Annotated in this window: 13 protein-coding genes and 1 pseudogene; 8 read left to right on the top strand and 6 right to left on the bottom strand. The window is 66.4% G+C overall.

Annotation, left to right across the window (positions count from 1 at the left end; all coding sequences use genetic code 11):
- The first annotated feature begins 82 nt into the window (after positions 1-82).
- Positions 83-1090, top strand: a complete 1008-nt coding sequence (locus JN302_RS18640; protein ID WP_202334027.1) for a L,D-transpeptidase family protein — start codon at positions 83-85, stop codon at positions 1088-1090.
- 391 nt (positions 1091-1481) lie between these two features.
- Here JN302_RS18640 and JN302_RS18635 read toward each other — a convergent pair whose 3' ends face one another.
- The 5 genes and pseudogenes from JN302_RS18635 to JN302_RS18615 all read right to left on the bottom strand — a co-directional run bounded on the left by JN302_RS18635 (position 1482) and on the right by JN302_RS18615 (position 7666).
- Entirely contained in the window at positions 1482-3746 is a 2265-nt protein-coding gene (locus JN302_RS18635) for a heavy metal translocating P-type ATPase (protein WP_202334026.1), read from the bottom strand.
- A gap of 94 nt (positions 3747-3840) precedes the next feature.
- Positions 3841-4881 (bottom strand): sulfate/molybdate ABC transporter ATP-binding protein, encoded by a 1041-nt coding sequence (locus JN302_RS18630; protein ID WP_202334025.1) that lies wholly within the window; start codon positions 4879-4881, stop codon positions 3841-3843.
- 17 nt (positions 4882-4898) lie between these two features.
- A pseudogene (gene cysW, locus JN302_RS18625) lies at positions 4899-5779 on the bottom strand (sulfate ABC transporter permease subunit CysW).
- Complete coding sequence (cysT, locus tag JN302_RS18620) at positions 5772-6626, bottom strand: sulfate ABC transporter permease subunit CysT (RefSeq protein WP_202334023.1); 855 nt, start codon at positions 6624-6626, stop codon at positions 5772-5774. Before cysT ends, cysW begins: the two are co-directional and overlap by 8 nt.
- Before the next feature lie 11 nt (positions 6627-6637).
- Entirely contained in the window at positions 6638-7666 is a 1029-nt protein-coding gene (locus JN302_RS18615; protein ID WP_202334022.1) for a sulfate ABC transporter substrate-binding protein, read from the bottom strand.
- Between the two features lie 417 nt (positions 7667-8083).
- Here JN302_RS18615 and JN302_RS18610 point away from each other — a divergent pair, with 417 nt between their 5' ends.
- The 6 genes from JN302_RS18610 (at position 8084) to JN302_RS18585 (ending at position 13718) form a co-directional block, all read left to right on the top strand.
- The gene (locus JN302_RS18610) at positions 8084-9694 is read left to right on the top strand and encodes an ABC transporter substrate-binding protein (RefSeq protein ID WP_202334021.1); all 1611 of its coding nucleotides are present in this window, start codon (positions 8084-8086) and stop codon (positions 9692-9694) included.
- 140 nt (positions 9695-9834) lie between these two features.
- On the top strand, positions 9835-10821 hold the full coding sequence (locus JN302_RS18605; RefSeq protein ID WP_202334020.1) for an ABC transporter permease: 987 nt from the start codon (positions 9835-9837) through the stop codon (positions 10819-10821).
- Between the two features lie 11 nt (positions 10822-10832).
- Positions 10833-11645 (top strand): ABC transporter permease, encoded by an 813-nt coding sequence (locus tag JN302_RS18600; RefSeq protein WP_202334336.1) that lies wholly within the window; start codon positions 10833-10835, stop codon positions 11643-11645.
- Entirely contained in the window at positions 11645-12430 is a 786-nt protein-coding gene (locus tag JN302_RS18595) for an ABC transporter ATP-binding protein (protein ID WP_202334019.1), read from the top strand. The genes JN302_RS18600 and JN302_RS18595 overlap by 1 nt, the downstream gene beginning before the upstream one ends.
- Positions 12400-13224, top strand: a complete 825-nt coding sequence (locus JN302_RS18590) for an ABC transporter ATP-binding protein (RefSeq protein WP_202334018.1) — start codon at positions 12400-12402, stop codon at positions 13222-13224. The genes JN302_RS18595 and JN302_RS18590 overlap by 31 nt, the downstream gene beginning before the upstream one ends.
- Entirely contained in the window at positions 13221-13718 is a 498-nt protein-coding gene (locus JN302_RS18585; RefSeq protein WP_202334017.1) for an L-2-amino-thiazoline-4-carboxylic acid hydrolase, read from the top strand. Before JN302_RS18590 ends, JN302_RS18585 begins: the two co-directional genes overlap by 4 nt.
- 12 nt (positions 13719-13730) lie before the next feature.
- Here JN302_RS18585 and JN302_RS18580 read toward each other — a convergent pair whose 3' ends face one another.
- Positions 13731-15494: an adenylate/guanylate cyclase domain-containing protein gene (locus tag JN302_RS18580; protein ID WP_202314055.1), complete on the bottom strand. Its 1764-nt coding sequence runs from the start codon at positions 15492-15494 to the stop codon at positions 13731-13733.
- Positions 15495-15697: 203 nt separating this feature from the next.
- On the opposite strand from JN302_RS18580, the gene JN302_RS18575 reads away from it, so the two are divergent.
- A complete protein-coding gene (locus tag JN302_RS18575; RefSeq protein WP_202334016.1) occupies positions 15698-24232 on the top strand; it encodes a GH36-type glycosyl hydrolase domain-containing protein in 8535 nt (2844 codons plus the stop codon).
- The last annotated feature ends 110 nt before the right edge of the window (positions 24233-24342 follow it).

Below are 24342 nucleotides of genomic sequence, written 5' to 3'. Positions count from 1 at the left end.
GAGGATCGCCACGATGCTATGTGGTTCGAATGCTCCCGCGTGGAGCAGCTCGGTCTATGCCCGAATCGATCAAGGTTCTGACGTGTTTCGAAAATCCCTCCAACTCGCAACTCTCCTCGCTCTCGGCTTGACGGCTGCAGGTTGCGTGTCGTCGGTGCTCGATGTCGACACGAAGGCGCTGCAGCCGATCCCGGCCAAGCTGACGGCGACCATGAACGCCAAGTCGATGTCGCCGTCGAGCCCGATAGTCGTGCGCATCTTCAAGCAGGAGAGCGAGCTCGAAATCTGGAAACGCGACCGCACCGGCCGCTTCGCGCTGCTCAAGACCTATCCGATGTGCCGCTGGTCGGGGAAGCTCGGACCCAAGACCCGCAACGGCGACCGACAGGCGCCCGAAGGCTTCTATCATGTCTCGGTGCAGAATCTCAATCCGAGGTCGCAATACTACCTGTCGTTCAATCTGGGCTATCCGAACAAGCTGGAAGCAGCGCTCGGTTACAGCGGCGAGGCGCTGATGGTCCATGGCGCCTGTTCCTCGTCCGGCTGCTACGCACTCACCGATGACGGCGTCGCCGAGATCTATGCCGTGGTTCGCGAGGCCTTGAGAGGTGGGCAGACCACCTTCCAGGTGCAGGCCTATCCGTTCCGGATGACACCGGAGAACATGGCCCGGAACCGGAATGACCCCAACTATGCCTTCTGGACCAACATCAAACAGGGCTACGACACCTTCGAGGTAACGCGCCGGCAGCCGAAGGTCTCCTATTGCGGGCGGCAGTATGTCTTCGACGCCGAGTTCGAAGGCGGCGAGCCGACGGACCCGCTTGCGGCCTGCCCGCCGAACACCAAGCCCCAGGACCCGGCAGTCGCGGCACGCAGCAACGCGGACAGGCACGCCGTCGATACGCTGCTCGCGAGCGGCACCGTGCTTCGCGCCCATGCCTATTCGGACGGCGGCATGCATCCGTCGTTCCGCAAGCTGCTCGAGCGCAACGGTCCGAAAAGCCTGGCCAAGAGGACGTCCAGGACTTCCGTGCCGATCAGCCGTCCGGACGCCGCGCTGGCCGATCCGCACAGCACCGACGACTGACCGTCGCCGCGGCGCGGGACATCGGCGGATGCACCCCTCGCCTCGCTCCCGACCAGTGGTCGCGCAACCGGTCGGCGCGTTGCGATGAAGCTGATTGGCGTGGTGGAGAGAGCCGGCCAGGCCGCCCCGCCGCCGGCTTTCATCCGGCGCGCACGGTGGGGCGTCAAATAGAGGGGTCAGAGCGGCCGGACGTTTTCCATGAGCCGCGCCCCGTGGATTACGGCGACAACGCGGATCAGATCAGGCCGCACCGTATAGCTCGCGGTCATATTCGGGAACACGCCGCCTTTGCGTCGCTCCCCTCATCCACCATTTCTGCCCTCGCGTCAGGTGTGACGATGTAAACGCTGCAGCCCGAAAGAACGGACGCCGCCCTCAAAATCCTGTCTGTCTAACCGTGACCGCGCCAGGCGAGAAGCCGCATGGCGTTGGCGGTGACCAGCACGGTCGCACCCGTGTCGGCCAGGATCGCGGGCCACAGCCCCGTGATGCCGATGACCGTCGTGACCAGGAACACCGCCTTCAGTCCGAGCGCCATCGTGATGTTCTGCCAGATGTTCGACATCGTCGCGCGCGACAAGGCCACCATGCCGGCGACGTCGGCGACGCGGCCGTGGAGCACGGCGGCGTCGGCGGTCTCCAGCGCGACATCCGTCCCGCCGCCCATGGCGATACCGACATCGGCTGCCGCCAGGGCCGGTGCGTCATTGATGCCGTCCCCGACTTTGGCGATGATCGCACCGGTCGCACGCAACTCTCCAACGATGCGCTGCTTGTCCTGCGGCATGAGCTCGGCCTTCGGCTCCAGGCCCAGCCCCTCGGCGATCGCAGCCGCGGTGCGTCGGTTGTCACCGGTGAGCATGACCGCGCCGACGCCCAATGCGGCGAGCGCTTGGATGCCGGCCTTCGCATCCTCGCGCGGTTCGTCGCGCATGGCGATCAGGCCGGCGACGGCGCCGCCGGCGAGGAGCACGGATACGGTCTTGCCCTGATCGTTCAGCTCCGTGATCGTCGCGCGCAGGCTGTCGGCCAGGGCGATACGCTTTTCGGCGGCTTGCGGCGAGCCGAGGAAAAGGCTGACGGCGCCCGACTTCCCTTCCACACCCTCTCCTCCGATGGCACGCACATCGGCCGCCGCCGTCACCGGGATGCCGCGCTGCCTGGCTTCGGCCAGGATGGCGACAGCCAGCGGATGCGAGGAGCCGATTTCGAGATCGGCGGCGAGCTTCAGGGTTTCGACCTGTGAACGCCCGGCCCCGACGATGTCGGTGACCTTCGGTCGTCCGGCAGTCAATGTGCCAGTCTTGTCGAAGGCGACCTTGGTGACCTTGCCCAGGGTTTCGAGCACCGCGCCGCCCTTCATCAGCATGCCGCGCCGCGCCCCGGCCGAAAGGCTCGCCGCGATGGCCGCCGGGGTCGAGATGACCAGGGCGCAAGGGCAGCCGATCAGCAGGATCGCCAGGCCCTTGTAGATCCATTCGTTCCAGTCGCCCGACAAGGCGAGCGGCGGCACGATGGCGACGAGCAGCGCGACGAGCATCACTCCGGGCGTATAATATTTCGAGAAGCTGTCGATGAAGCGTTCCGTCGGCGCCTTCGATTCCTGTGCCTGCTCGACGAGCTGAATGATGCGGGCGATCGTGTTGTCTTGAGCTGCCGCCGTCACCCGCACCCGGATCGCGGCATCCTGGTTGATCGTGCCGGCATAGACCTGATCTTCCGGTCGCTTCTTGTTCGGCACCGACTCGCCGGTGACAGGCGCCTCGTCGATCGAGGTCTCGCCCGACAGGATGATCCCGTCGGCCGGCACCCGGTCGCCCGGTCGCACCAGGATGGTCGCGCCCACGGCGAGACCGTCCGCCGGCACTTCCGTGACCTTGCCGCCGTTCTCGACGAAGGCCGTCTTGGGCACCAGCGTGGCGAGCGCCTTGATGCTGGCGCGGGCCCGGCCGGCGGCCACGCCTTCCAGGAGTTCGCCGACCAGGAACAGGAACACGACGGCGGCGGCTTCCTCGCCGGCATTGATGACGACGGCGCCGACCGCCGCGACCGTCATCAGCGTCTCGATCGTGAAGGGCATGCCGTTCAACGCGGCGACGACGGCGCGCCGGGCAATCGGGATGAGCCCTACCGCCATGGCCGCGATATAGGCCCAGGGCTCCGTCGCCGGATAGAGTTTGGCGAGGAGATAGGCCGCGCCGAGCGCGATGCCGCAGGCGATCGTCAGCCTGGCTTTCGACGAAGTCCACCATGCCCCTTCCCTACTGCCGTGATCGTGGCCGTAGGGGCCGGCCGTCGCGGCAGCTTCGGCCGCGATGGCCGGCCCATGACCGTCGCCGGGGTGGTGTGCATCTCCATCGCCATGGTCTTGTGCATGCCCGCAGCACTGGTCGTGATCATGATGTGCGGCTTGCTGCGCCGGGCGCACCGGCGACGAGTCGGGCCTTATGCCATAGCCAAGGCTGGCGACGCGGCGCCTGATCTCCTCGAGGTCGGCGCCGCCATCATGTTCGACCACCATCGTGCCGGCTGTGACGGATACGGAAACCTCGCTGACGCCGGATGTCCGGCGCGTTGCCTTGTCGATCTTGGCGGCGCAGCTCGCGCAATCCATTCCGTCTACGCGGAATCGGGTCCTTTGGGCGGCATCGGCCATGACGGAAAGCTCTCCTGGCAGGTCAGATTTCCGCAGCCTAATTCCTCTAGCAACTAGAGCTACAAGAGGGAAAATCGCGATCGGGAAAAAGACGTCAGGCCGCCTCGGGAAACAGCTTCCATTTGCGCGGCCGGAAGGCGATGCGGCTCTTCTGAGCGACCGGATGGTCGACCGGCAGCTCGATCTCGACCTTCCGGCGCTCGCCGCCCACCTCCAGTTCGACCCGCCGGGTCGCCGCGAAACGGTGGCTGGTGGCCACAGTACCCGCGATGCAGCCGCTGCATCCCTCGACGAGTTCGATATCGTGCGGGCGGAAACAGAGCAGAGCCTCACCGTCGGGGAAACCGGTTGCCGCAAGTCCGATCGGACGATCGGCAATCCACGCTTCCCCGCTCTCCAACCGCACGGGCAGCGCGCTCGAATCGCCGATAAAGCCGTATACGAAGGGTGAGTTGGGCGTATCGTAGACGTCGTCCGCCGTTCCGACCTGCTCGATCGCCCCCTGGCTCATGACGACCACGCGGTCGGCGAGTTCCAGCGCCTCCTCCTGATCATGGGTGACGAAGACGGTCGTATGGCCGGTGCGGTCGTGCAAATCGCGCAGCCAGCGGCGGAGGTCGCGTCGCACCTGTGCGTCGAGCGCGCCGAAGGGCTCGTCGAGCAGCAGCACACGTGGTTCGATGGCCAGCGCCCGCGCCAGAGCCACACGCTGGCGCTGGCCGCCCGAAAGCTGGGCCGGGTAGCGCCTTTCCAACCCGGAAAGCTGCACGAGGTCGAGCAATTCGAGGGCGCGGCGGCGGATCGCCGCGTCTGTGGGGCGACCCTGCTTGCGCACCTTCAGGCCGAAGCCGATGTTTTCGGCCACCGTCATGTGGCGGAACAGGGCGTAGTGCTGGAAGACGAACCCGACATTGCGCTCCTGCACCGTCTTTCGTGAGGCATCCTCGTCGCCGAAAAAGACAGCCCCGCCTGTCGGACGCTCGAGGCCGGCAATCAGCCGCAGCAATGTCGTCTTTCCGGAGCCCGAAGGCCCGAGAAGCGCGATCAGTTCGCCCGAACGGATGTCGAGCGAGACATCGTGAAGCGCCGGGAAGCGATCGAACTCCTTGCGCACATTGACGACGCGAACTTCCATGTGGCGATTACCCTTGATCAGTGGCCGCGTCTTCCGGCGATGGCGTCGCCGTAGCGCATTTCAGCAGCGTCTTCAGCACCAGCGTGACCAACGCCAGCCCGGCGAGCAACGATGCGACGGCGAAGGCGCCGGCGGCATTGTATTCGTTGTAGAGGATCTCGACATGCAGCGGCATGGTGTTGGTGAGCCCGCGTATGTGGCCTGAAACGACCGACACCGCCCCGAACTCACCCATGGCGCGCGCGTTGCACAGGAGCACGCCGTAGAGCAGGCCCCATTTGATGTTGGGCAGCGTCACGTGGCGGAAGGTCTGCCAGCCGCTGGCGCCCAGCGACAGCGCTGCCTCCTCGTCGCCCGTTCCCTGCTCCTGCATCAGCGGGATCAACTCGCGCGCAACGAAGGGAAAGGTGACGAAAACCGTGGCGAGCACGATGCCGGGCACGGCGAACAGGATCTCGATGCCATGCGTCTTGAGCCAGGGCCCGAGCGTGCTGCCCGCACCGAAGAGCAGCACGTAGACCAGACCGGAAATGACCGGTGAGACCGAGAACGGCAGGTCGATCAGGGTGATGAGGAAGGCTTTGCCCTTGAACTCGAACTTGGCGATCGCCCAGGCTGCGGCCACGCCGAAGACGAGGTTGAGCGGCACCGAGATCGCCGCGACCAGCAGGGTGAGCCGGATGGCGGAACGTGTGTCGCTGTCGGACAGCGCCTCCAGGAAGGTGCCCGCACCTTTGCTGAAGGCTTCGACGAACACGACGATCAGCGGCAGCACAAGGAAGACGCCGAGGAAGAGGAAAGCGGCGAGCATCAGCGCCAGGCGCGCCCGCAGGCTCTCGGTGACGGGCGACGCGGTCTCCGCCGCTTCCGGTTCGTAGTAGCCGCGAAGGTCAGCCATAACGCCTGCGGCTCCACGCTTGAAGGAGATTGATCACCAGAAGCATGGTGAAGGCGATCACCAGCATGATCGCCGCGACCGCCGTCGCGCCGGCATAGTCGTATTCCTCCAGCCTGATAACGATCAGCAGCGGCGCGATCTCCGACACGTAGGGCAGGTTTCCGGCAATGAAGATGACGGAGCCGTATTCGCCCACAGCGCGCGCGAAGGCGAGTGCGAAGCCGGTGATGACGGCCGGGGCGAGTCCGGGCGCCAGCACGCGCCTGATCGTCTGGAACCGGCCGGCGCCGAGCGTGGCGGCCGCCTCCTCGACCTCCTTGTCGATCTCCTCCATGACCGGCTGCACCGTGCGCACCACGAAGGGCAGCCCGATGAAGATCAGCGCGACCACGATGCCGAGCGGCGTGTAGGCCACCTTTACGCCGAGCGGCGCCAGCAGCGACCCGATCCAGCCATTGGGTGCGTAGAGCGTGGTGAGCGCGATGCCGGCCACCGCGGTCGGCAGGGCGAAGGGCAGGTCGACCATCGCGTCGACGATGCGCCGGCCGGGAAAACGGTAGCGCACCAGGACCCAGGCCACGATCGTGCCGAAAACGACATTGACGGCCGCCGCGATCAGCGACGCGCCGAAGCTGATCCGGAGCGCCTTCAGCGTGCGCTCGTCGGTGGCGATGGCCAGGAAGTCGGCAGGCCCGAGCGAGGCGGAGCGCCAGGCGAGTCCCGAGAGCGGGATGAGGATGACGAGCGTGAGGTAGACGAGCGCGAAACCGAGCGCCAGTCCGAAACCCGGAATGACGCTCGGCGTCCTGAACCGCCATCTCGCGGCCGAAGCGGGAACCGTAGTCATTGGCACCTAGCCTACCTGGCCGGCTTGTAGATCTGGTCGAAGATCCCGCCCTCACCGAAATGATAGGGCTGCCACTTCTTCCATCCGCCGAAGATCGGGTCGTCGATCGACACCAGCTTGATCTCGGGCAGCTTCTGCAGTTCCTCGGCCGGAACAAGCTCGGGCCTGGACGGGCGGTAGTGGTGCCTTGCGGCGAGCCGCTGGCCTTGCTCCGAATAGAGATATTCGAGATAGGCCTGCGCCACCTTACGGGTACCCTTGGCATCGACATTGCCGTCGACCAGCGCCACCGGCGGTTCGGCCAGAATCGAGGTGGGCGGGATGACGACGTCGAAATTGTCAGCGCCGAACTCGTCGAGCGCGAGATAGGCCTCGTTCTCCCAGGCCAGCAGCACGTCACCCAGGCCGCGCTGGGCGAAGGTCACGGTCGAGCCGCGCGCCCCGGTGTCGAGCACGGGCACATGCGTAAAGAGTGTCCCGATATAGTCCTTGATCCTGGCCTCGTCGCCGCCGAACTGCGTGTTTGCCCAGGCCCAGGCCGCCAGGTAGTTCCAGCGGGCTCCGCCGGAGGTCTTGGGGTTGGGCGTGATGACCTGAACGCCGTCCTTTACCAGGTCGCCCCAATCCCTGATGTCTTTGGGATTGCCCTTGCGGACGAGAAAGATGATGGTCGATGTGTAGGGCGAGGAATTGTTCGGCAGCCTCCCGCGCCAGTCGGAAGCTATCTTCTGCGAGTTTTCGGCAATGGCGTTGATGTCGCTTTCGAGCGCCAGCGTCACGACATCGGCATCGAGCCCGTCGATCACCGCCCGCGCCTGCTTGCCGGAGCCGCCGTGGGAGGTCCGGATGGTGACCGTCTCGCCCGTCTCGGCCTTCCATTTCTCGGCGAAGGCAGCGTTGAATTCCTTGTAGAGCTCACGTGTCGGATCATAGGACACGTTCAGCAGCGTAGCATCGGCGAGGGCCGAGCCGAGTACGCCCATTTGGACCGCGCCGGCAAGTAGGCCCGCAAGGATCGGTCGGGAACGAAGCTGGATCATGTGTGCCTCCGCTGACTATTCCCCATACTCTATCGATTTTATAGAAATACGGAGCTGCGACCGTTCCATTGTTGGATGGCGGGACGCAAAATCCTTTCGCCTTGGATCAGCGTACGGGATTCCCGTTCTGCCCTGGCATGGCCGCCTGGATGCGCTGGCACAATGCCGCTGCGCTCCGGTCTACGCCTGGCCTAGCCGCAATCGGGCCGTGCCGGGATGGACGAGGGCCATGCCGCGCGACCACAATGCGGCGTCGCGGTTCCGCTCCCCGGCGCGGATGCGGCAAGGATTTCCAGCTTCCGGGCGAAGCCGGCAATGGCGTGCTTGGCCCAGCCCGTCTCGGGCGCATAGTGATTGACAGGACGGCATTTGGCGCCGGCCCGCCATGTGGCGGGGCGAATTGAAGGAGATGACGCCATGTGGGAAAAAGGACTTTCGCGGCGCCGGCTTTTCCGAGGAACGGCGGTGCTGCTCGCTTCGACCGCCTTGCCCCGCATCGCCTTCGCGCAGCAGCCGAAGATCGGCGGACGGCTGGTCGTCGCGGCCGATTCGGAGCCGCGCAACCTCAACCCCGCGGTCGTCGCCTCGAACGGTGTCTTCTTCATATCGAGCAAGATCGTCGAGCCGTTGGCGGAAGCTTCCTTCGACGGCACGGATGGGCTGGAAGGCCGGCTCGCCACCGGCTGGGAACAATCGGCCGACGGCCTGTCGGTGACCTTCCGGCTGCGCGAAGGCGTAAAATGGCATGACGGCGAGCCGTTCACCTCGGCCGACGTCGCCTTCTCGGCGCTGCAACTGTGGAAACCCCTGCAGAATCTCGGCCGCGTCGTCTTCAAGGATCTCGAGGCCGTCGACACGCCCGATGCGCAGACCGCGGTCTTCCGCTTTTCCAGGCCGACGCCGTTCCAGCTCATCAGGAATGCGCTCCCGGCGCTGACCAGCGTCGTGCCGAAGCATCTTTATGAAGGCACGGATATCGCGGCGAACCCCGCCAACACCGCGCCGGTCGGCACCGGCCCGTACAAGTTCGCCGAGCACAAGACCGGCGAATATTACCGGCTGGAGCGCAACCCCGACTATTGGAACGCCGGCGAACCCCGTCTCGACGAGATCGTCTATCGTGTCCTGCCGGACCGGGCGGCGGCGGCCGGAGCGCTCGAGGCCGAGGAAATCCACCTCGCCGCCTTCTCGGCCGTTCCGCTCGCCGATCTCGCCCGCATCTCCACGGTGCCCGGCATCGAGGTAATCACCAGGGGCTACGAGGCCCTCACCTATCAGCTCGTCGTCGAGATCAACCACCGGCGCAAGGAACTCGCCGACCTCAAGGTGCGGCAGGCGATCGCCCACGCCATCGACAGGGACTTCGTGGTGAAGGCGATCTTCCTCGGTTACGCCAGTGCATCCACCGGGCCGGTGCCGCGCAACGACAAGCAGTTCTATACTCCCGATGTACCAACCTATCCCTTCGATCCGGCCAAGGCCGACGCCCTGCTGGACGAGGCCGGCTACAAGCGAGGGGCCGATGGCAAGCGCTTCGGCCTGAAGCTGCTGCCGGCGCCCTACTTCAACGAAACCAGGCAGTTCGGCGACTATCTTCGCCAAGCACTGGCGGTGATCGGCATCGACGCGCAACTCGTCAACAACGACGCGGCCGCGCATCAGAAGGCTGTCTATACCGACCACGCTTTCGACCTCGCCGTGGCTCCGCCGGTCTTCCGCGGCGATCCGGCGATCTCGACGACGATCCTGGTGCAAAGCGGCATTCCCGACGGCGTGCCCTTCTCCAACCAGGGCGGCTACGCCAATACCGAGCTCGACCGCATCATTGCCGAAGCGGCGCAGACATTGGACCCCGAGGCGCGCATCGCACTCTATCGGGATTTCCAGCGCAAGGTGGCCGAAGACCTGCCGCTCATCAACGTAGCGGAATGGGGGTTCGTCACGGTGGCGCGGGATTCGGTTCGCAACATCTCCAACAATCCGCGTTGGGCCGTATCGAACTGGGCGGACACCTGGCTCGAAACGTGACATTGTCGCGTTGCGAAGCAGCCGGGCTTCGGAACAATGACAGTGAAACACGCACGCCACAGCATCCGCCTCGATCGTGCCAGTAGTCCCGCTCTCGATGGGGCAGATGGCCGATTAGCTGGACGGTCTCCAGCAACGTCATGAACCGTGCCTTCATCCTCATCCGGCGGCGTCTGGTCGCCGCCGTGCCGGTACTGCTGATCGTCGTGGTCGGCGCCTTCCTCCTGCTCGAGGCGTCGCCGGGCGACGCAGTCGACGCCTATGTGGTCTCGATCGGCGGCGATGCCGGCCTCGTCCAGGAGTTGCGCCGGCAATGGGGGCTCGATCAATCCGCCACGGCACGCTTCACGACCTATCTCCAGGCGCTCGCCCAGGGCGATCTCGGCTGGTCGGTCACCTTCGCGCGGCCCATCCGGGATGTGATCGTGGAGAGGTTGCCGACCACCTTCCTGCTGATGGGCAGCGCCACGGCGCTTTCCTTCGGCCTCGGCTCGCTGCTCGGCATCGTCGCCGGCGCCCGGCCGGGCTCGGTCCGCGACCGTGCCTTGTCGATCGGCTCGTTGGCGCTCTACGCGGTGCCGGGTTTCTGGCTGGGCCTGGTGCTGATCGTCGTGTTCTCCGTGCAGCTTCGCTGGCTGCCGCTCGGCGGCATCGAGACCATCGCCTCGGGCAAGACCGGCCTCGACCGTGCCCTGGACATCGCGCGCCACCTGCTGCTGCCGGTCGCGGCCCTCGGCTTCATCTACCTCGCGCTCTATCTGCGTATGATGCGGGCCGGAATGGCCGAAGTCTGGCGCATGGATTTCGTGCTCGCCGCCAGGGCGCGAGGCATCCCGCGCCGGCGCATCGTGCTGCGTCACGTCGCGCGCAACGCCCTCCTGCCTGTCGTCACCATGCTCGGGCTGCAGTCGGCCAGCATGCTCGGCGGCAGCGTCGTCATCGAAAGCGTCTTCTCGGTGCCCGGCCTCGGCCGTCTCGCGCAGGAAGCGGTCGCATCCCGCGATACGCCGCTGCTGCTCGGCATCATCCTGGTCAGCGCCGTGCTGGTGATCGTGGTCAATCTCGCCGTCGACATCGCCTATGCCCTGCTCGACCCGCGCGTCGGCTCGAACGGAGGATCAACGTGAAGGTGCTGCGGATGCTCGGCAGCCCCGAAGGGATCGCGGGCCTGCTGATCCTGGTCGTCCTGGCCGGCACCGCGCTGGCCGCGCCCTATTTCTTCCCACGCGATCCGCTGTCGATCGCCGGCCCGGCATTGCTGCAGCCTTTCCAGGACCCCGCCCATTTTCTCGGCACCGACAGGCTGGGCAGGGATGTGCTCGCCGGATTGATGCACGGCGCGCGCACCTCGCTCGCCGTCAGCCTCGCCGCCGCGGCCGCCGCACTTGCGATCGGCGCGATCGTCGGCACGCTGGCGGGCTTCTCCGGCGGGCTGGTCGACGAGGCGCTGATGCGGCTCACCGACGCCTTCCAGACGGTCCCTGGCTTTTTGCTGGCGCTCGCCTTCGTCAGCGTCTCCGGCCCCTCGCTCGGCGTCGTTGCGACGGCCATCGCGCTCAGTGCCTGGACCGGGCCGGCGCGCATCGCGCGGGCGGAGGTCCTGTCCATCCGCGAGCGCGATTTCGTCGCGGCGAGCCGGGTCGTCGGCATGCATCCCCTCGAGATCGCTTTTCGCGAGGTGCTGCCCAACGCCCTGCCGCCGGTGCTGGCGCTTTCCTCGGTCATCGTGGCGGGCGCCATCCTCACCGAAGCCGCCCTCTCCTTCCTCGGGCTTGGCGACCCGAACCGGGTGACCTGGGGCGCCATGATCGCGGAAGGCCGCACCGTGCTGCGCTCCGCGCCCTATCTGTCGATCATCCCCGGCATTGCCCTCGTGCTGGCCGTGCTCGGCGTCTATCTGTTCGGGGAAGGCGTGGTCGAGGCCTCCGCGGCAAAGCGGAGACATGCCTGATGTCGTTGCTGGCGGTCGCCAATCTCACCGTGTCCTACCGGCGCGCCGACAGGGCCGCCGCCGCGCTTGGCGGTGTCGGCCTCGACGTCGCCGCGGGCGAGCGGCTCGCCGTCATCGGCGAAAGCGGCTCGGGCAAGAGCACGCTCGCACTGGCTGTCGCCGGCCTGCTGCCGCAGCAGGCGCAGGTCTCCGGCCGCATCCTCTGGCCAGCCTTGGACACTCCGCCCGTGGCAGGCAAGGATTTCGGCTTCGTCTTCCAGGATCCGTCGGCCAGTCTCGACCCGGTGCTCACCGTCGGCGAGCAGGTGGCGGAGGTCGTGCATACCCATCTGGGCCTCGGCTGGAGAGCTTCCCTTCAGCGTGCCGCCGAACTGATCGACCAGGTGAAGCTGCCGGATCCTGCGGCGCTGCTGAGAACCTTTCCGCATCAGCTCTCCGGCGGGCAGAAGCAGCGGGTGGCGATCGCCGCGGCGATCGCGGCGAAGCCGAAACTTCTCATCGCGGACGAGGCGACCAGCGCCCTCGACACGATCGTGCAGGCTGAGATCGTCACACTGATCCGCGACATCGTCGCGGCGGAGGAAATGTCGCTGCTCTTCATCACCCATGACATCGCGCTCGCCTCCGGCCTCGCGGATCGCATCATGGTGCTGCGCGGCGGCCGCGTGGTGGAGGCAGGCGCCACGCGCGACATCCTGTCGGCACCTGGCGATCCCTATACGGGGGCGCTGATCGGAGCTTATGGCGAGACGCCATGGCGACAACGGACGGGGGCAGACGCGTGACCGAACCGCTGCTCGCGATCTCCGGCCTGAGCAAGTCGTTCCTGCGGGGCGGACGGCGCTTCGACGCGGTCGCCGGCGTCGATCTCATCGTCAACCGCGGCGAGACGCTGGCGCTCGTCGGGCCGTCCGGCAGCGGCAAGTCGACGCTCGCCCGGATGGTGCTGCGGCTGATAGAGCCCGATCGCGGCACGATCCGTTTCGAGGGGACCGATCTCCTGGCTCTCGGCGGGCGAAGCCTGCGCGCGGCGCGGGCCAGGCTGCAGATGGTGTTCCAGGATCCGCAGGCCGCGTTCAATCCGCGCGCCACGGTCGGCCGTGTGCTGGCTGACCCGCTACGCATCCACCGTATCGCCGGCAGGGCCGAGCGCGCTTATGCGATCGCGGCGCTGCTCGACCGCGTCGGACTCCCCTCGGATTTCGCCCGGCGCCCGATCCACGAAATGTCCGGCGGCCAGCGCCAGCGCGTGGCGATCGCCCGGGCGCTCGCCACAAAGCCTGCGCTCATCGTCCTCGACGAGGCTGTCTCCGCCCTCGACGTCGCCACGCGCCGGCAGATCCTGGCCTTGCTCATCGACATCCAGGAACGCGATCGCACTGCCTATCTGTTCGTGACGCACGATCTCGCTGCGGTGCGCATTATCGCCCACCGGATCGCAGTGATGGATGCCGGCGCCAAGGTCGAAACCGGCCCGGCGCGCCAGGTGGTGACGGCACCGCGCTCGCCGACGGCGCAAGCGCTGGTCGCCGCGGCGCCGCGTCTCGTCGTGCCGATGAAAGAGGAACCCGTGCCATGAAGGACGACCGCGCCGAGACTTTGTCGCGTGAACTCGACGCCGCGTTCCGCAATCGCGCCGACCTCTACCGGCTGTTCTATGACGAGCTCGCGGCGACGCTCGGCCCGGACGACGCCGAGGCGCTGATGATCCGCGTCATCGAAAGACGCGGCCGCGAGGTCGCCGAAGCGGCGTTCCGCGGCTTCGGGCCGAACGATGCCCGCGCGATCGGCGAAGCCTTCCTCGCAGCCAGCCCGGACGGCGGACGCATGTATCCGACCGACGTCGAACGCGACGGAAGACACATCGCCTTCCGTGTCAGGAGATGCCCACTGAAGGATGCCTGGGTCGAGGCCGGGATCGATGGCGAGCGGCTCGCGACGCTGTGCCGGATCGCCGGCGCTTTCGACCGCGGCCTCTTCGAGGCGACGGGCGTGCGCTTCGAGAACGTCACCTGGACACCGGGCCACGGCCCCGGCTGCTGCCACATCCGCCTGGGCGACAGGGAGGGCTGACGCCCTGCCCGGTCAGCCCAGGATGCCGACGTCGCGCAGCCCCTGCGTAAGATGCTCGAACTGGTCGGGATCCTTGTACGGAAGGATCTGCCGCAGCCGCTCGATGGAGAAGCCCGGATTGACCTCGTGCGTTTCCTTCCAGTAACGTCGTGCCTCTTCCGCCTGGCCGGTAAGGCCATAGAGGCAGGCAAGATAGAAGCGTGTCATGTCCGAGTGCGGCGCCAGCGACAAGCGGCGCTTGAAGGCGATCTCGGCCTCGTCGTAGCGGCCGAGCGCCAACAGGGCCCGGCCAAGGAAATGCAGGGACAGATCGAACTGCGGGTCGAGCCGATGCGCCCGCCGGTAGAGGGCGGCGGCCTCCTCATGGCGCCCCTGGAAATCCCTGACATTGCCGAGCGACGTATAGGCGTCCGCCAGGTTCGGGCCGAGTGCGACGCCGCGCTCGGCGGCCTTTTCCGCCTCCTCCCAGTTCCTGGCCCAGGTATGGGCGATGGCGAGGGCAATATGGGCCTGCGGCTCGCTCTCGTCCGTCTCGATCGCCTTGAGGGCAAGCTCGCGCGCCTTCACCAGATGTTCTTCGGTCGCATTGTTCCACTGGTTGACATATTCGGCGAAATATATGACCGACAGCCGCCCGTAGGCGAGAGCCACGCCGGGATCCATCGCGATCACGCGCTCCAGGATGGACTTCGCCTCGGCCGCAGCCTCCGGCCGAAGCTGCAAGGCTACCTGGCGGGAGCGCACGAGCAGGTCGTAGACCTCAGGGGCGATCTTGCCCAGGCTTCCGCGCCGGGCCTCCTCGCCGGCAGTCAGCTTCACCTCCAGCGCCGTGACGATGGTGCGCGTCACCTCGTCCTGCACGGCAAAGATGTCCTCAAGGTCGCGATCGTAACGTTCGGCCCACAGGTGGCCGCCCGTGGTGCCGTCGATCATCTGCGCGTTGATGCGGATCCGGTTGGCCGCCCGGCGCACGCTGCCTTCAAGCACGTAGCGAACCCCGAGTTCCTGACTCACCTTGCGAATGTCACGCACCAAACCCTTGTAGGCAAACGAGGAATTTCGCGCGATGACGAACAGCCCCGAGACCTTGGACAGATCGGTGATGATGTCTTCGGTGATCCCGTCGGCGAAGTAACCCTGGTCGGGATCTCCCGACATGTTGTCGAAGGGAAGGACGGCGATCGACGGCCTGCTGCTCGGCACGGGCTGCGGCGCCGCGCCGGCGATCGCCGCGTCGGCGCCCTCCATGTCGGGTGACCATGTCCAGACGCGGAGCGCCCTCTCGATGTTCTTGAGCTCGCGGATTCCGCCGTCGATGAAACTTACCTTGATGCGGCCATGCACATGCTCGTGAACCCCGTCCGAAATGGCGATGCCGCCAGGATCCGCGACGCCCTCGATGCGCGACGCGACATTGACGCCGTCGCCATAAAGGTCGTCGCCTTCCACGACCACGTCGCCCAGATGGATGCCGACGCGTATCACCATGCGCCGTTCGCCGGGTCCCGCATCATTGGCGGCTGACATCGCTTTCTGCAATTCCACCCCGCACTCGACCGCGCCGACCGTGCTGCCGAACTCTGCCAGTATGGCGTCGCCGATGGTCTTGAAGATGCGGCCGCCATAGCGCACGACGAGCGGCTCGACGACCTCGGCCCACCGGCGTTTCAGTTCCGCCAAGGTGCCCGCCTCGTCCCGCTCGATGAGCCGGCTGTAACCGACGACGTCGGCCGCGAGGATGGCGACGAGGCGGCGTTGAATGCGATCGGTGTTCATATGCCTATTGTCCGGCTAAGCCACCGACACACTTAGTGATGCATCGGCTTCAAGTCCAATCAAGGCTGGGTGTGACGAGCCCCTCGAGGCAAAAAAAGAGCGCTTGACAAACTTTTGCCGCAACCAATTGCCTTTCAAGCGGTTTTAGCCGATGGCTGCGCCGAGCCCGTCACGGCGATCGCTGTATCACGGAAAATTGCTTCATGAACGTTCAGACCGCCCCTGATCGCCTGCAGCCAAGCCTCGAACCGCTGCCGGCGCAGGCCGACGATCCCATCCGTGCGACGTTCATGCCCGAGGAACAGCTTCGAAGACTCGGCGAGGCCCTGGCGCGTGGCGAACTCGCCAGGGTCGCAGGCCCCGAAGCCTTCGATTTCCCGACGCGTGTGCGGGACAATTCCGGGAAGATCCTCGAAGTCTACCGGGCCATGAACGACGCCCAGGCCCGCGGCGAAACCGTGACGCCAGCTGCCCAGTGGCTGCTCGACAATTTCTACGTGGTCGAGGAAACGGTCTTTCAGATCAAGCGCGATGTTCCGCGCCGCTTCTACCGTCAGCTTCCGACCGTCACCCTGCCCAACGGGGTCACCGCGCCGCGGGCGCTGGCGATTGCCTGGCTCTACGTCGCCCATTGCGACAGCGCCGTCTCCGCACAGAGTTTCGAGGCCATCGTCCAGGGCTTCCAGTCGGTCGAGCCGCTGCGCATCGGCGAACTGTGGGCCCTTCCCTCGCTGCTGCGTTTCGTGCTGATCGAGAACCTGCGCCGCCTGGCGCTGCGTGTCGGCCGCTCGCGCGAGATGCGGCGCATCGCCAACGAACTCGCCGACCGCGTCCTGAGCGCAGGCCCCGACGAGGATCGCACCGACATATTGCCGGGCTTCGCCCAGCATGCACGCGACACGACCTTTGCGACCCAGCTTCTCTATCGGCTGCGCGACGGCTCGCAGAATGCCGGCAACGCTCTCGCCTGGCTGGAGAACGAGCTCGAGCGGTCGGGTTCCGACGCCGAGGAAATCATCCTCGGCGAGCACCAGACGCTGTCCAGCGGCAATGTAACGACCGGCAACATCATCCGCGGGCTGCGGCTGATCAACGACATCGACTGGACCGTCTGGTTCGAAGGCATCAGCCGGGTCGACACGCTGCTGCGCGAGGGCACCGACTTCGCCAGCCTCGACTTCCCGTCACGCGACCAGTACCGCACCGCCATCGAGGAGATGGCGCGGCGCTCCGGTCTCAGCGAATATGAAGTCGCCACACGGGCCATCCAGTTGGCACGGCAGTCTGCGCCGACGGCAGAGGACATCGCCTCGCCGGCCGCCGATGTCGGTTTCTTCCTGGTCGGCCCGCGGCGGCTGGAGCTGGAGCAGGTGCTCGGCTACCGCCCGACTTTCGGCAAGAAGCTGCTGCGCTCGTTCCGCAGGACCGGATGGACCGGCATCGTCGGGCCTGTCCTGGTCATGACGCTGCTGCTTCTGACCTGGGCGGGTCTTGCGCTCGCCAGCGCCGGCATCCCGTCCTGGGCCGTGGGCATCCTGCTGGTCCTCTTCGCCGTGCCGGCGAGCGAAGGCGCCCTTGCCTTCTTCAACACGATCGTCCTGCAGTTCCTGAAGCCGACCAGCCTGATCGGCTACGAATTCAAGGAAGGCGTTCCGTCGAGCGCACGCACGCTGGTGGTGGTGCCGTCGCTGATCTCCTCGCGCGACGATGTCGAGGAGAGCCTGCGCAACATGGAAGTGCACTACCTCGCCAACATGAAGGGCGACCTGCATTTCGCGCTCCTCTCCGACTGGCCCGACAGCCAGGAGGAGCAGAGCCAGGCCGACATGGATCTGCTCGACTACGCCCATGACTGCGTGGCCGAGCTCAACCAGCGCTATCCCGAGAACGGACCACGCTTCCACCTCCTGCACCGCCGCCGCCTCTACAACGAAGGCGAGAAGTGCTGGATGGGCTGGGAGCGCAAGCGCGGCAAGCTGCACGAACTCGACCTCCTGCTGCGCGGCGACAGCGACACGACCTTCATGCCCTCCGACACGCCGCTGCCCGAGGGCATCGTCTATGTCATGACCATGGACGCCGACACGCGCATGACGCGCGACGCGGTGGCGCGCCTGGTCGGCAAGCTCTGCCACCCGCTCAACCGGCCGGTCATCGATCCCGCCTCCGGCCGCGTCGTCTCGGGCTACGCCATCCTGCAGCCGCGCGTGACGCCGTCGCTGACAACCGGCGACGAGGCCTCCTTCTTCCAGCGCATATTCTCGGCCAATCGCGGCATGGACCCTTATGTCTTCGCCGTGTCCGACCTCTATCAGGACGTGTTCGGCGAAGGCACCTTCACCGGCAAGGGCCTCTACCAGGTGGACGCCATGGAAAGCGCGCTCCAGGGCAGGATCCCCGAAAACGCGGTGCTGAGCCACGACCTGCTCGAAGGCTCCTTCGCCCGCGCCGCCCTCGTCACCGACGTCGAGCTGGTCGAGGACTATCCGACCCGCTACGCGGTCGACGCGTCGCGCCAACATCGCTGGGCGCGCGGCGACTGGCAGCTCCTGCCCTTCATCGTCGACCCGGCATCGGGCGTGCCGGGCCTGTCGCGCTGGAAGATGGTCGACAATCTGCGTCGATCGCTGACGCCGATCTTCTGGACACTGGCCTCGATCGCCGGATGGACCTTCCTGCCCTTTACGCTCGCGGCGCAGTGGCAGGCTCTGCTCATCGTCAGCCTGTTCATGGCGCCGAGCTTCGAGATCGTGAACTCGCTCATCCCCGACGGGCGCGAGACCACGCCGAAGGCGCATCTGAGCTCGTTCCTCTACGAATTCGCCCATGGCTCGGCCCAGGTGGCGCTGCGCATCGTGCTGATGGCGCATTCGGCCTGGATGATGGGCGACGCGATCGTGCGCACGCTCTACCGGCTGTTCGTGACCCGGCAGAACCTGCTGGAATGGCGAACCGCCTCGCAGGCCCAGAAAAACGGGGCCAACACGCTCGGCAACTATTACCGCCTCATGAGCGGCAGTCCGCTGATCGCGCTGATCGGCCTGGCCGTGCCTGTCATCGCCGATTCCACCGGCGCCTTCGTCGCCTTCATCTTCGCCGTGTTCTGGGCCGGCGCGCCGGCCTTCGCCTGGTTCATCAGCCGTTCGGCCGAGACCGAGGACCGCCTGCATGTCTCGCGCAGCGACCGCGACGTGCTGCGCGGGATCGCCCGCCGCACCTGGCTGTATTTCGAGACATTCGTCACCGAGGAGCAGCATTGGCTGCCGCCGGACAACTACCAGGAGACGCCCTACCCCGTCGTCGCGGCGCGCACCTCGCCGACCAATATCGGCGTCTACCTGCTTTCCATCATCTCGGCGCGCGACTTCGGCTGGATCAGCCTTGCCAACACCATCGAGCGCCTCGACCAGACCCTTTCGGTGCTGGAGAGGATGGACCGGGACCGCGGCCATCTCTACAACTGGTACGATACGAAGACCCTGCATCCGCTCTACCCCCGCTACATATCGGCTGTCGACAGCGGCAACCTCGCCGGCCATCTGGTCGCGGTCGCGGCCGCCTGCAACGAATGGGCGATGGCGCCAGCCGCCTATCTGCAGGGCGATTTCGACGGCATGCTCGACACCGTCGCCATCCTGGAAGAGACGCTCGATGCGCTGCCCGACGACCGGCGCCAGATCCGTCCGCTGAGGCAGAGGCTGCGAGACCGCATTTCCGGCATGAAGCGGGCGGTCGGCATCATCCGCAACGAGCCCGAGACCGCGGCCATCCGCACCATCAACCTTGCAGTGCTGTCGGGCGACATCCGCAAGCTGGCCTCGGCCATCCATGGCGAAACCCGCTCCAAGGTTTCCGAGCAGCTCGCCTTGTGGGCGAGCAAGCTCGAAATGACCTGCGAGTTCCATGTCAGCGACGCCCATACCGACGAGAAGGGCGTCGAGACGCTGCGCCTCAGGCTGCGCGACATCTACGACCGCGCGCGGCTCTTCGCCTTCCAGATGGACTTCTCCTTCCTGCTCAGGAAGGAACGCAAGCTGCTGTCGATCGGCTACCGCGTCGACGAGCGCCAGCTCGACGAGAGCTGCTACGACCTTCTCGCCTCCGAGGCCCGGTTGACCAGCCTGTTCGCCATCGCCAAGGGCGACATCTCGACCGAGCACTGGTTCCGTCTCGGCCGGCCGGTCGCCGAGATCGGCTTCCGCGGTGCGCTGATCTCCTGGTCCGGCTCGATGTTCGAATATCTGATGCCGCCGCTGGTGATGAAGGAGCCGCATGGCGGCATCCTCAACCAGACCAACAACCTGATCATCCGCAAGCAGATCAGCTACGGCCGCTCGAAAGGCATTCCCTGGGGCATCTCGGAAGCGGCCTATAATGCGCGCGACCGCGAGATGACCTATCAATACACCAATTTCGGCGTTCCCGGCCTGGGCCTGAAGCGCGGCCTGGCGCGAAACACCGTCATCGCCCCCTATGCGACGCTGCTCGCTTCGCAGTACATGCCCAGCCAGGCAGTCGATAATCTGGAGCGTCTGCGGGCGATCGGCGCGCTCGGCGCCTATGGCTTCCACGACGCGGTCGACTTCACCCCGACCCGCGTGCCGGAGGGCCAGAACCACGCCGTCGTCTACAATTACATGGCCCACCACCAGGGCATGTCGATCGTGGCGGTGGCCAATGTGGTGTTCGAAGGGCGCATGCGCGACCGCTTCCACAGCGACCCTGTCATCGAGGCGGCGGAACTTTTGCTGCAGGAGAAGGCGCCGCGCGACATCCCCGTCACCTTCATCGGCACGGAAGCGGCGCAGCAGGCCGCGGCCGAAGTGAAGGAGGAATATCCGGACACCCGCATCATCCTCAATCCCGCCCATGCGCTGCGCGCCACCAACCTCCTGTCGAACGGCCACTATTCGCTGATGGTGACGGCGACGGGCTCCGGCTATAGCCGCTTCAACGATCTGGCCGTGACGCGGTGGCAGGCCGATCCGGTCGAGGACCAGGCCGGCTGCTACCTGTTCCTCACCGATGTCGACACCGGCACGTGTTGGTCGGCGACGGCGGACCCCAGGCGTGCTCCCGAGGAGGTCGCGCAGACGCTGTTCACCGACGACAAGGCGAACTTCATCAAGGCGGTGGGCAAGCTGCGCACGGAAGTGGAGTGCATCGTCATCTCTGAAGGCAACGGCGAAGGCCGCCGTATCAGCATCATCAATGACGACACGGCCGACCGCCACCTCGACGTGACCTCCTACGGCGAGATCGTGATCGGGTCGGAAGCCTCCGACAATGCGCATCCCGCCTTCTCCAAGATGTTCGTCGAGACCGAGATCGGCCGGCAGAACACGACCATCTACGCCACGCGGCGCAAATACGGAGCCGGCGACCCTGATATCGCGCTCGCCCACTTCGTCTCCGGCAGCGCCATACTGTCGCGCGAGACCGAGGCGGAGACGGACCGCCGCGCCTTCATCGGTCGGGGCCGGACCATAGCCGACGCGGCCGCCTTCGACCGCGACGCCAAGCTCGCCGGCAACGAGGGCTTCGTGCTCGACCCCATAATGGCTCTGCGCTGCCGGGTCCGCGTTCCGGCCGGCAAGAAGGTCTCGCTGACCTTCTGGACGGTGGTCGCGCCGAACCGCGCCGAAATCGACGAGGTGATCGGGCGGCTCGACCATCCCGAGAGTTTCCAGCGGCAGGCGATGCTCGCCTGGACCCGCTCTCAGGTGCAGACGCGCCATATCGGATTGAGCCTCGCCGACGCCGCCAATGTCCAGAAGCTGGCGCGCTACCTGATCTATCCGAGCCCGTCCATGCGCATGCCCGCGGAGGCGATTGCCTCGGGCCTCGGACGCCAGTCGGCGCTGTGGCCGATGGCGATATCGGGCGACTATCCGATCTTCGTCCTGAGGATCGGCGATGTCGCCGATCTCGAGATCATCGCCGCGACGCTGCGCATGCAGGAATATATGCGCGCCCGCGGCGTGCTCGCCGACCTCGTGATCGTCAACGAACAGGCGGCGTCCTACGTGCAGGACCTGCAGCAGGCGATCGAGTCGCTGTGCGAGAACAGCCGCCTGCGCGGCAAGGAACTCGGCCCGCGCCAGCACATCTTCGCCGTGCGCCGCGATCTCATGGACGAGAACTCGTACCGCACCTTGCTCGGCGTCGCCCGCATCGTGCTGCATACACGCAACGGCACGGTCTTCGACCAGATCGAGCGCGCCGAAACGGCAGAGATCCAGGCCCGCCCGCCGGTGCATCTTGCCGCGCCGACAGCCGCCGCGGACGAGGTCGCCGAACCGGCGCCGAGCCGGCCTGTCCGGAACGCCGACGGCAACGGACTTACGCACTGGAACGGCTTTGGGGGCTTCGACGAGAACGGCCGCGACTATGTCGTGCGGCTCGCCGGTGACAGCGTCACGCCGCATCCCTGGATCAACATCATCTCGAACGCGAATTTCGGCTTCCACAGTTCGGCCGAAGGCGCGTCCTTCACCTGGAGCCGCAACAGCCGCGATTTCCAGCTCACTCCGTGGACGAACGACCCGGTCGTCAACCGCCCGGGAGAGGCGGTCTATATCTTCGACCTGGACGACAGCAGCGTCTTCTCGCCGATGGCAGCGGTCGTCCGCGATGCTTCGGCGCTCTACGAGGCACGGCACGGCCAGGGCTTCAGCACCTTCAGCACCAGGCACGGGACGCTGGCGGCCGAGTTGACCCAGGTCGTCGACGCGAACGACCCGGTGAAGGTTTCGCGGCTGACCATCCGCAACCAGGGGTCGGCGCCGGCGCGGCTGCGCGTCTACGCCTATGCGGAATGGGTGCTCGGCACCAACCGCGCCAAATGCGCACCGACGATCATCCCGGCGCTCGACGAGGCAACGGGCGCGCTTCTGGCGCGCAACGCCTACAGCCTCGATTTCGGCGAGAGGACGGCCTTCCTGGCAAGCGACGCACCGGCGCAGTCCTTCACCACGGACCGGCTCGAATTCGTCGGCGTCCACGGAACCGTCCAGGCTCCCGAGACGGTGATTTCAGGAAGCGCCCTCGCCGGCACGGTGGAGCCCGGCCGCGACCCCTGCGCGGCACTTGCCCGCGACATCGAGATTCCGGCGGGCGGCGAGGCGCACCTGCTGTGGCTGCTCGGCGACGCGGCTTCCGCCGCGGAGGCGTCGAGCCTGGTCGCGCGGCACCGCGCGATCCCCTTCGAACACCGCCTGGCCGAGAACGCCAAAGCCTGGGACGGCTTTCTCGGGACGTTGCAGGTCGAGACGCCCGACGAGGCTCTCAACGCCATGGTGAACTACTGGCTGCCCTACCAGGCCTTCGCCTGCCGCATCCGGGCGCGTTCCGCCTTCTACCAGGCAAGCGGCGCCTTCGGCTTCCGCGACCAGTTGCAGGATACGCTCGCGCTGCTGCTCCACGATCCGTCGCTGGCGCGCACGCAGCTGCTGAACGCCGCCGGACGGCAGTTCCCCGAGGGCGACGTCCAGCACTGGTGGCTGCCGAGGACGGGGGCTGGCGTCCGTACGACGATATCGGACGACGTGGTGTGGCTCGCCTATGGCGTGCACCGCTACATCAAGGTGACGGGTGACGAGGCGATCCTGGAAGAGGAGCTCGACTTCATCAAGGGAGAGCCGCTCAAGGAAGGCGAGCACGACGCCTTCTTCACGCCGGAAGTTTTGAAGACCAAGGCCAGCCTCTACGAGCACTGCGCCCGTGGCCTCGACCTTGCGGTCGTCCGCACCGGGGCGAACGGCCTGCCGCTGATCCTCGGCGGCGACTGGAACGACGGCATGAACCGGGTCGGCGCCGGCGGGCGCGGCGAGAGCGTCTGGCTGGGATGGTTCCTGCTGAAGGCGCTGGCCGACTTCGCGCCGATCGCACGCGGACGGAAGGACGAGCTTCGCGCGGCACGCTGGCAAAAGCACGAGAAGGCCCTGAAGAAGGCACTGGAGGCCGCAGCCTGGGATGGCCAGTGGTACCGCCGCGCCACTTATGACGACGGCAGCTGGCTCGGCTCGTCGTCGTCGGACGAATGCCGGATCGACTCCATCGCCCAGTCGTGGAGCGTGCTGTCCGGTCACGGCGATCCGGCGCGATCACGCACCGCTCTGGAAGCCGCCAGCAAGATGCTGATCGATCCCGAACTCAAGATCGCCAAGCTGTTCACTCCGCCCTTCGCGCACACGCAGAGGGATCCCGGCTACATCAAGAGCTATCCGCCCGGCGTCCGCGAGAATGGCGGCCAGTACACCCATGCCGCGACCTGGCTTGTCCTGGCGCTCGCCCAAAGCGGCCATTCCGACGACGCCTACCGTCTGTTCCAGATGCTCAATCCCGTCAACCACGCGCTCGACGAGGTCGAGGCCGAGCGCTACCGGGTCGAGCCCTATGTGGTCGCGGCCGATATCTATGCCGGCGACGGCAAGGCCGGACGCGGCGGCTGGACCTGGTACACCGGCTCGGCCGGATGGCTCTACCGAGCCGCCGTCGAGGGCATCCTCGGCATCCGCAGGGAAGGCGACCGGCTGCATGTCGAGCCCTCCCTCCCCTCCGGCTGGGACGGTTTTTCGGCGACGCTGAAGCTCGGTGCTTCGATCTGTCGCATCCAGGTGTCACGAGAGGCCGGCAAGAGCTCTCCGGCCGTCTCGATCGATGGAAAACGGGTCAAGGAGATCGTGGTCGACGGTCGGAAGGGCGAGAAACATATACTTGTGACAGTACCCGCATAGGTAGCGCAACTTGTGACTGCCGTAATCTTGGGCGCTGGTCACGCTTTCGCCTTATCATCGTCATTTTTGTTTAATTTCAAAACGTTATCCGATCACGGCAGATTAATGCG

It is taken from the genome of Mesorhizobium sp. L-8-3, from assembly GCF_016756615.1.
In the GTDB taxonomy this organism is placed as follows: domain Bacteria; phylum Pseudomonadota; class Alphaproteobacteria; order Rhizobiales; family Rhizobiaceae.
This window is presented reverse-complemented; position numbering and strand designations above follow the sequence as displayed.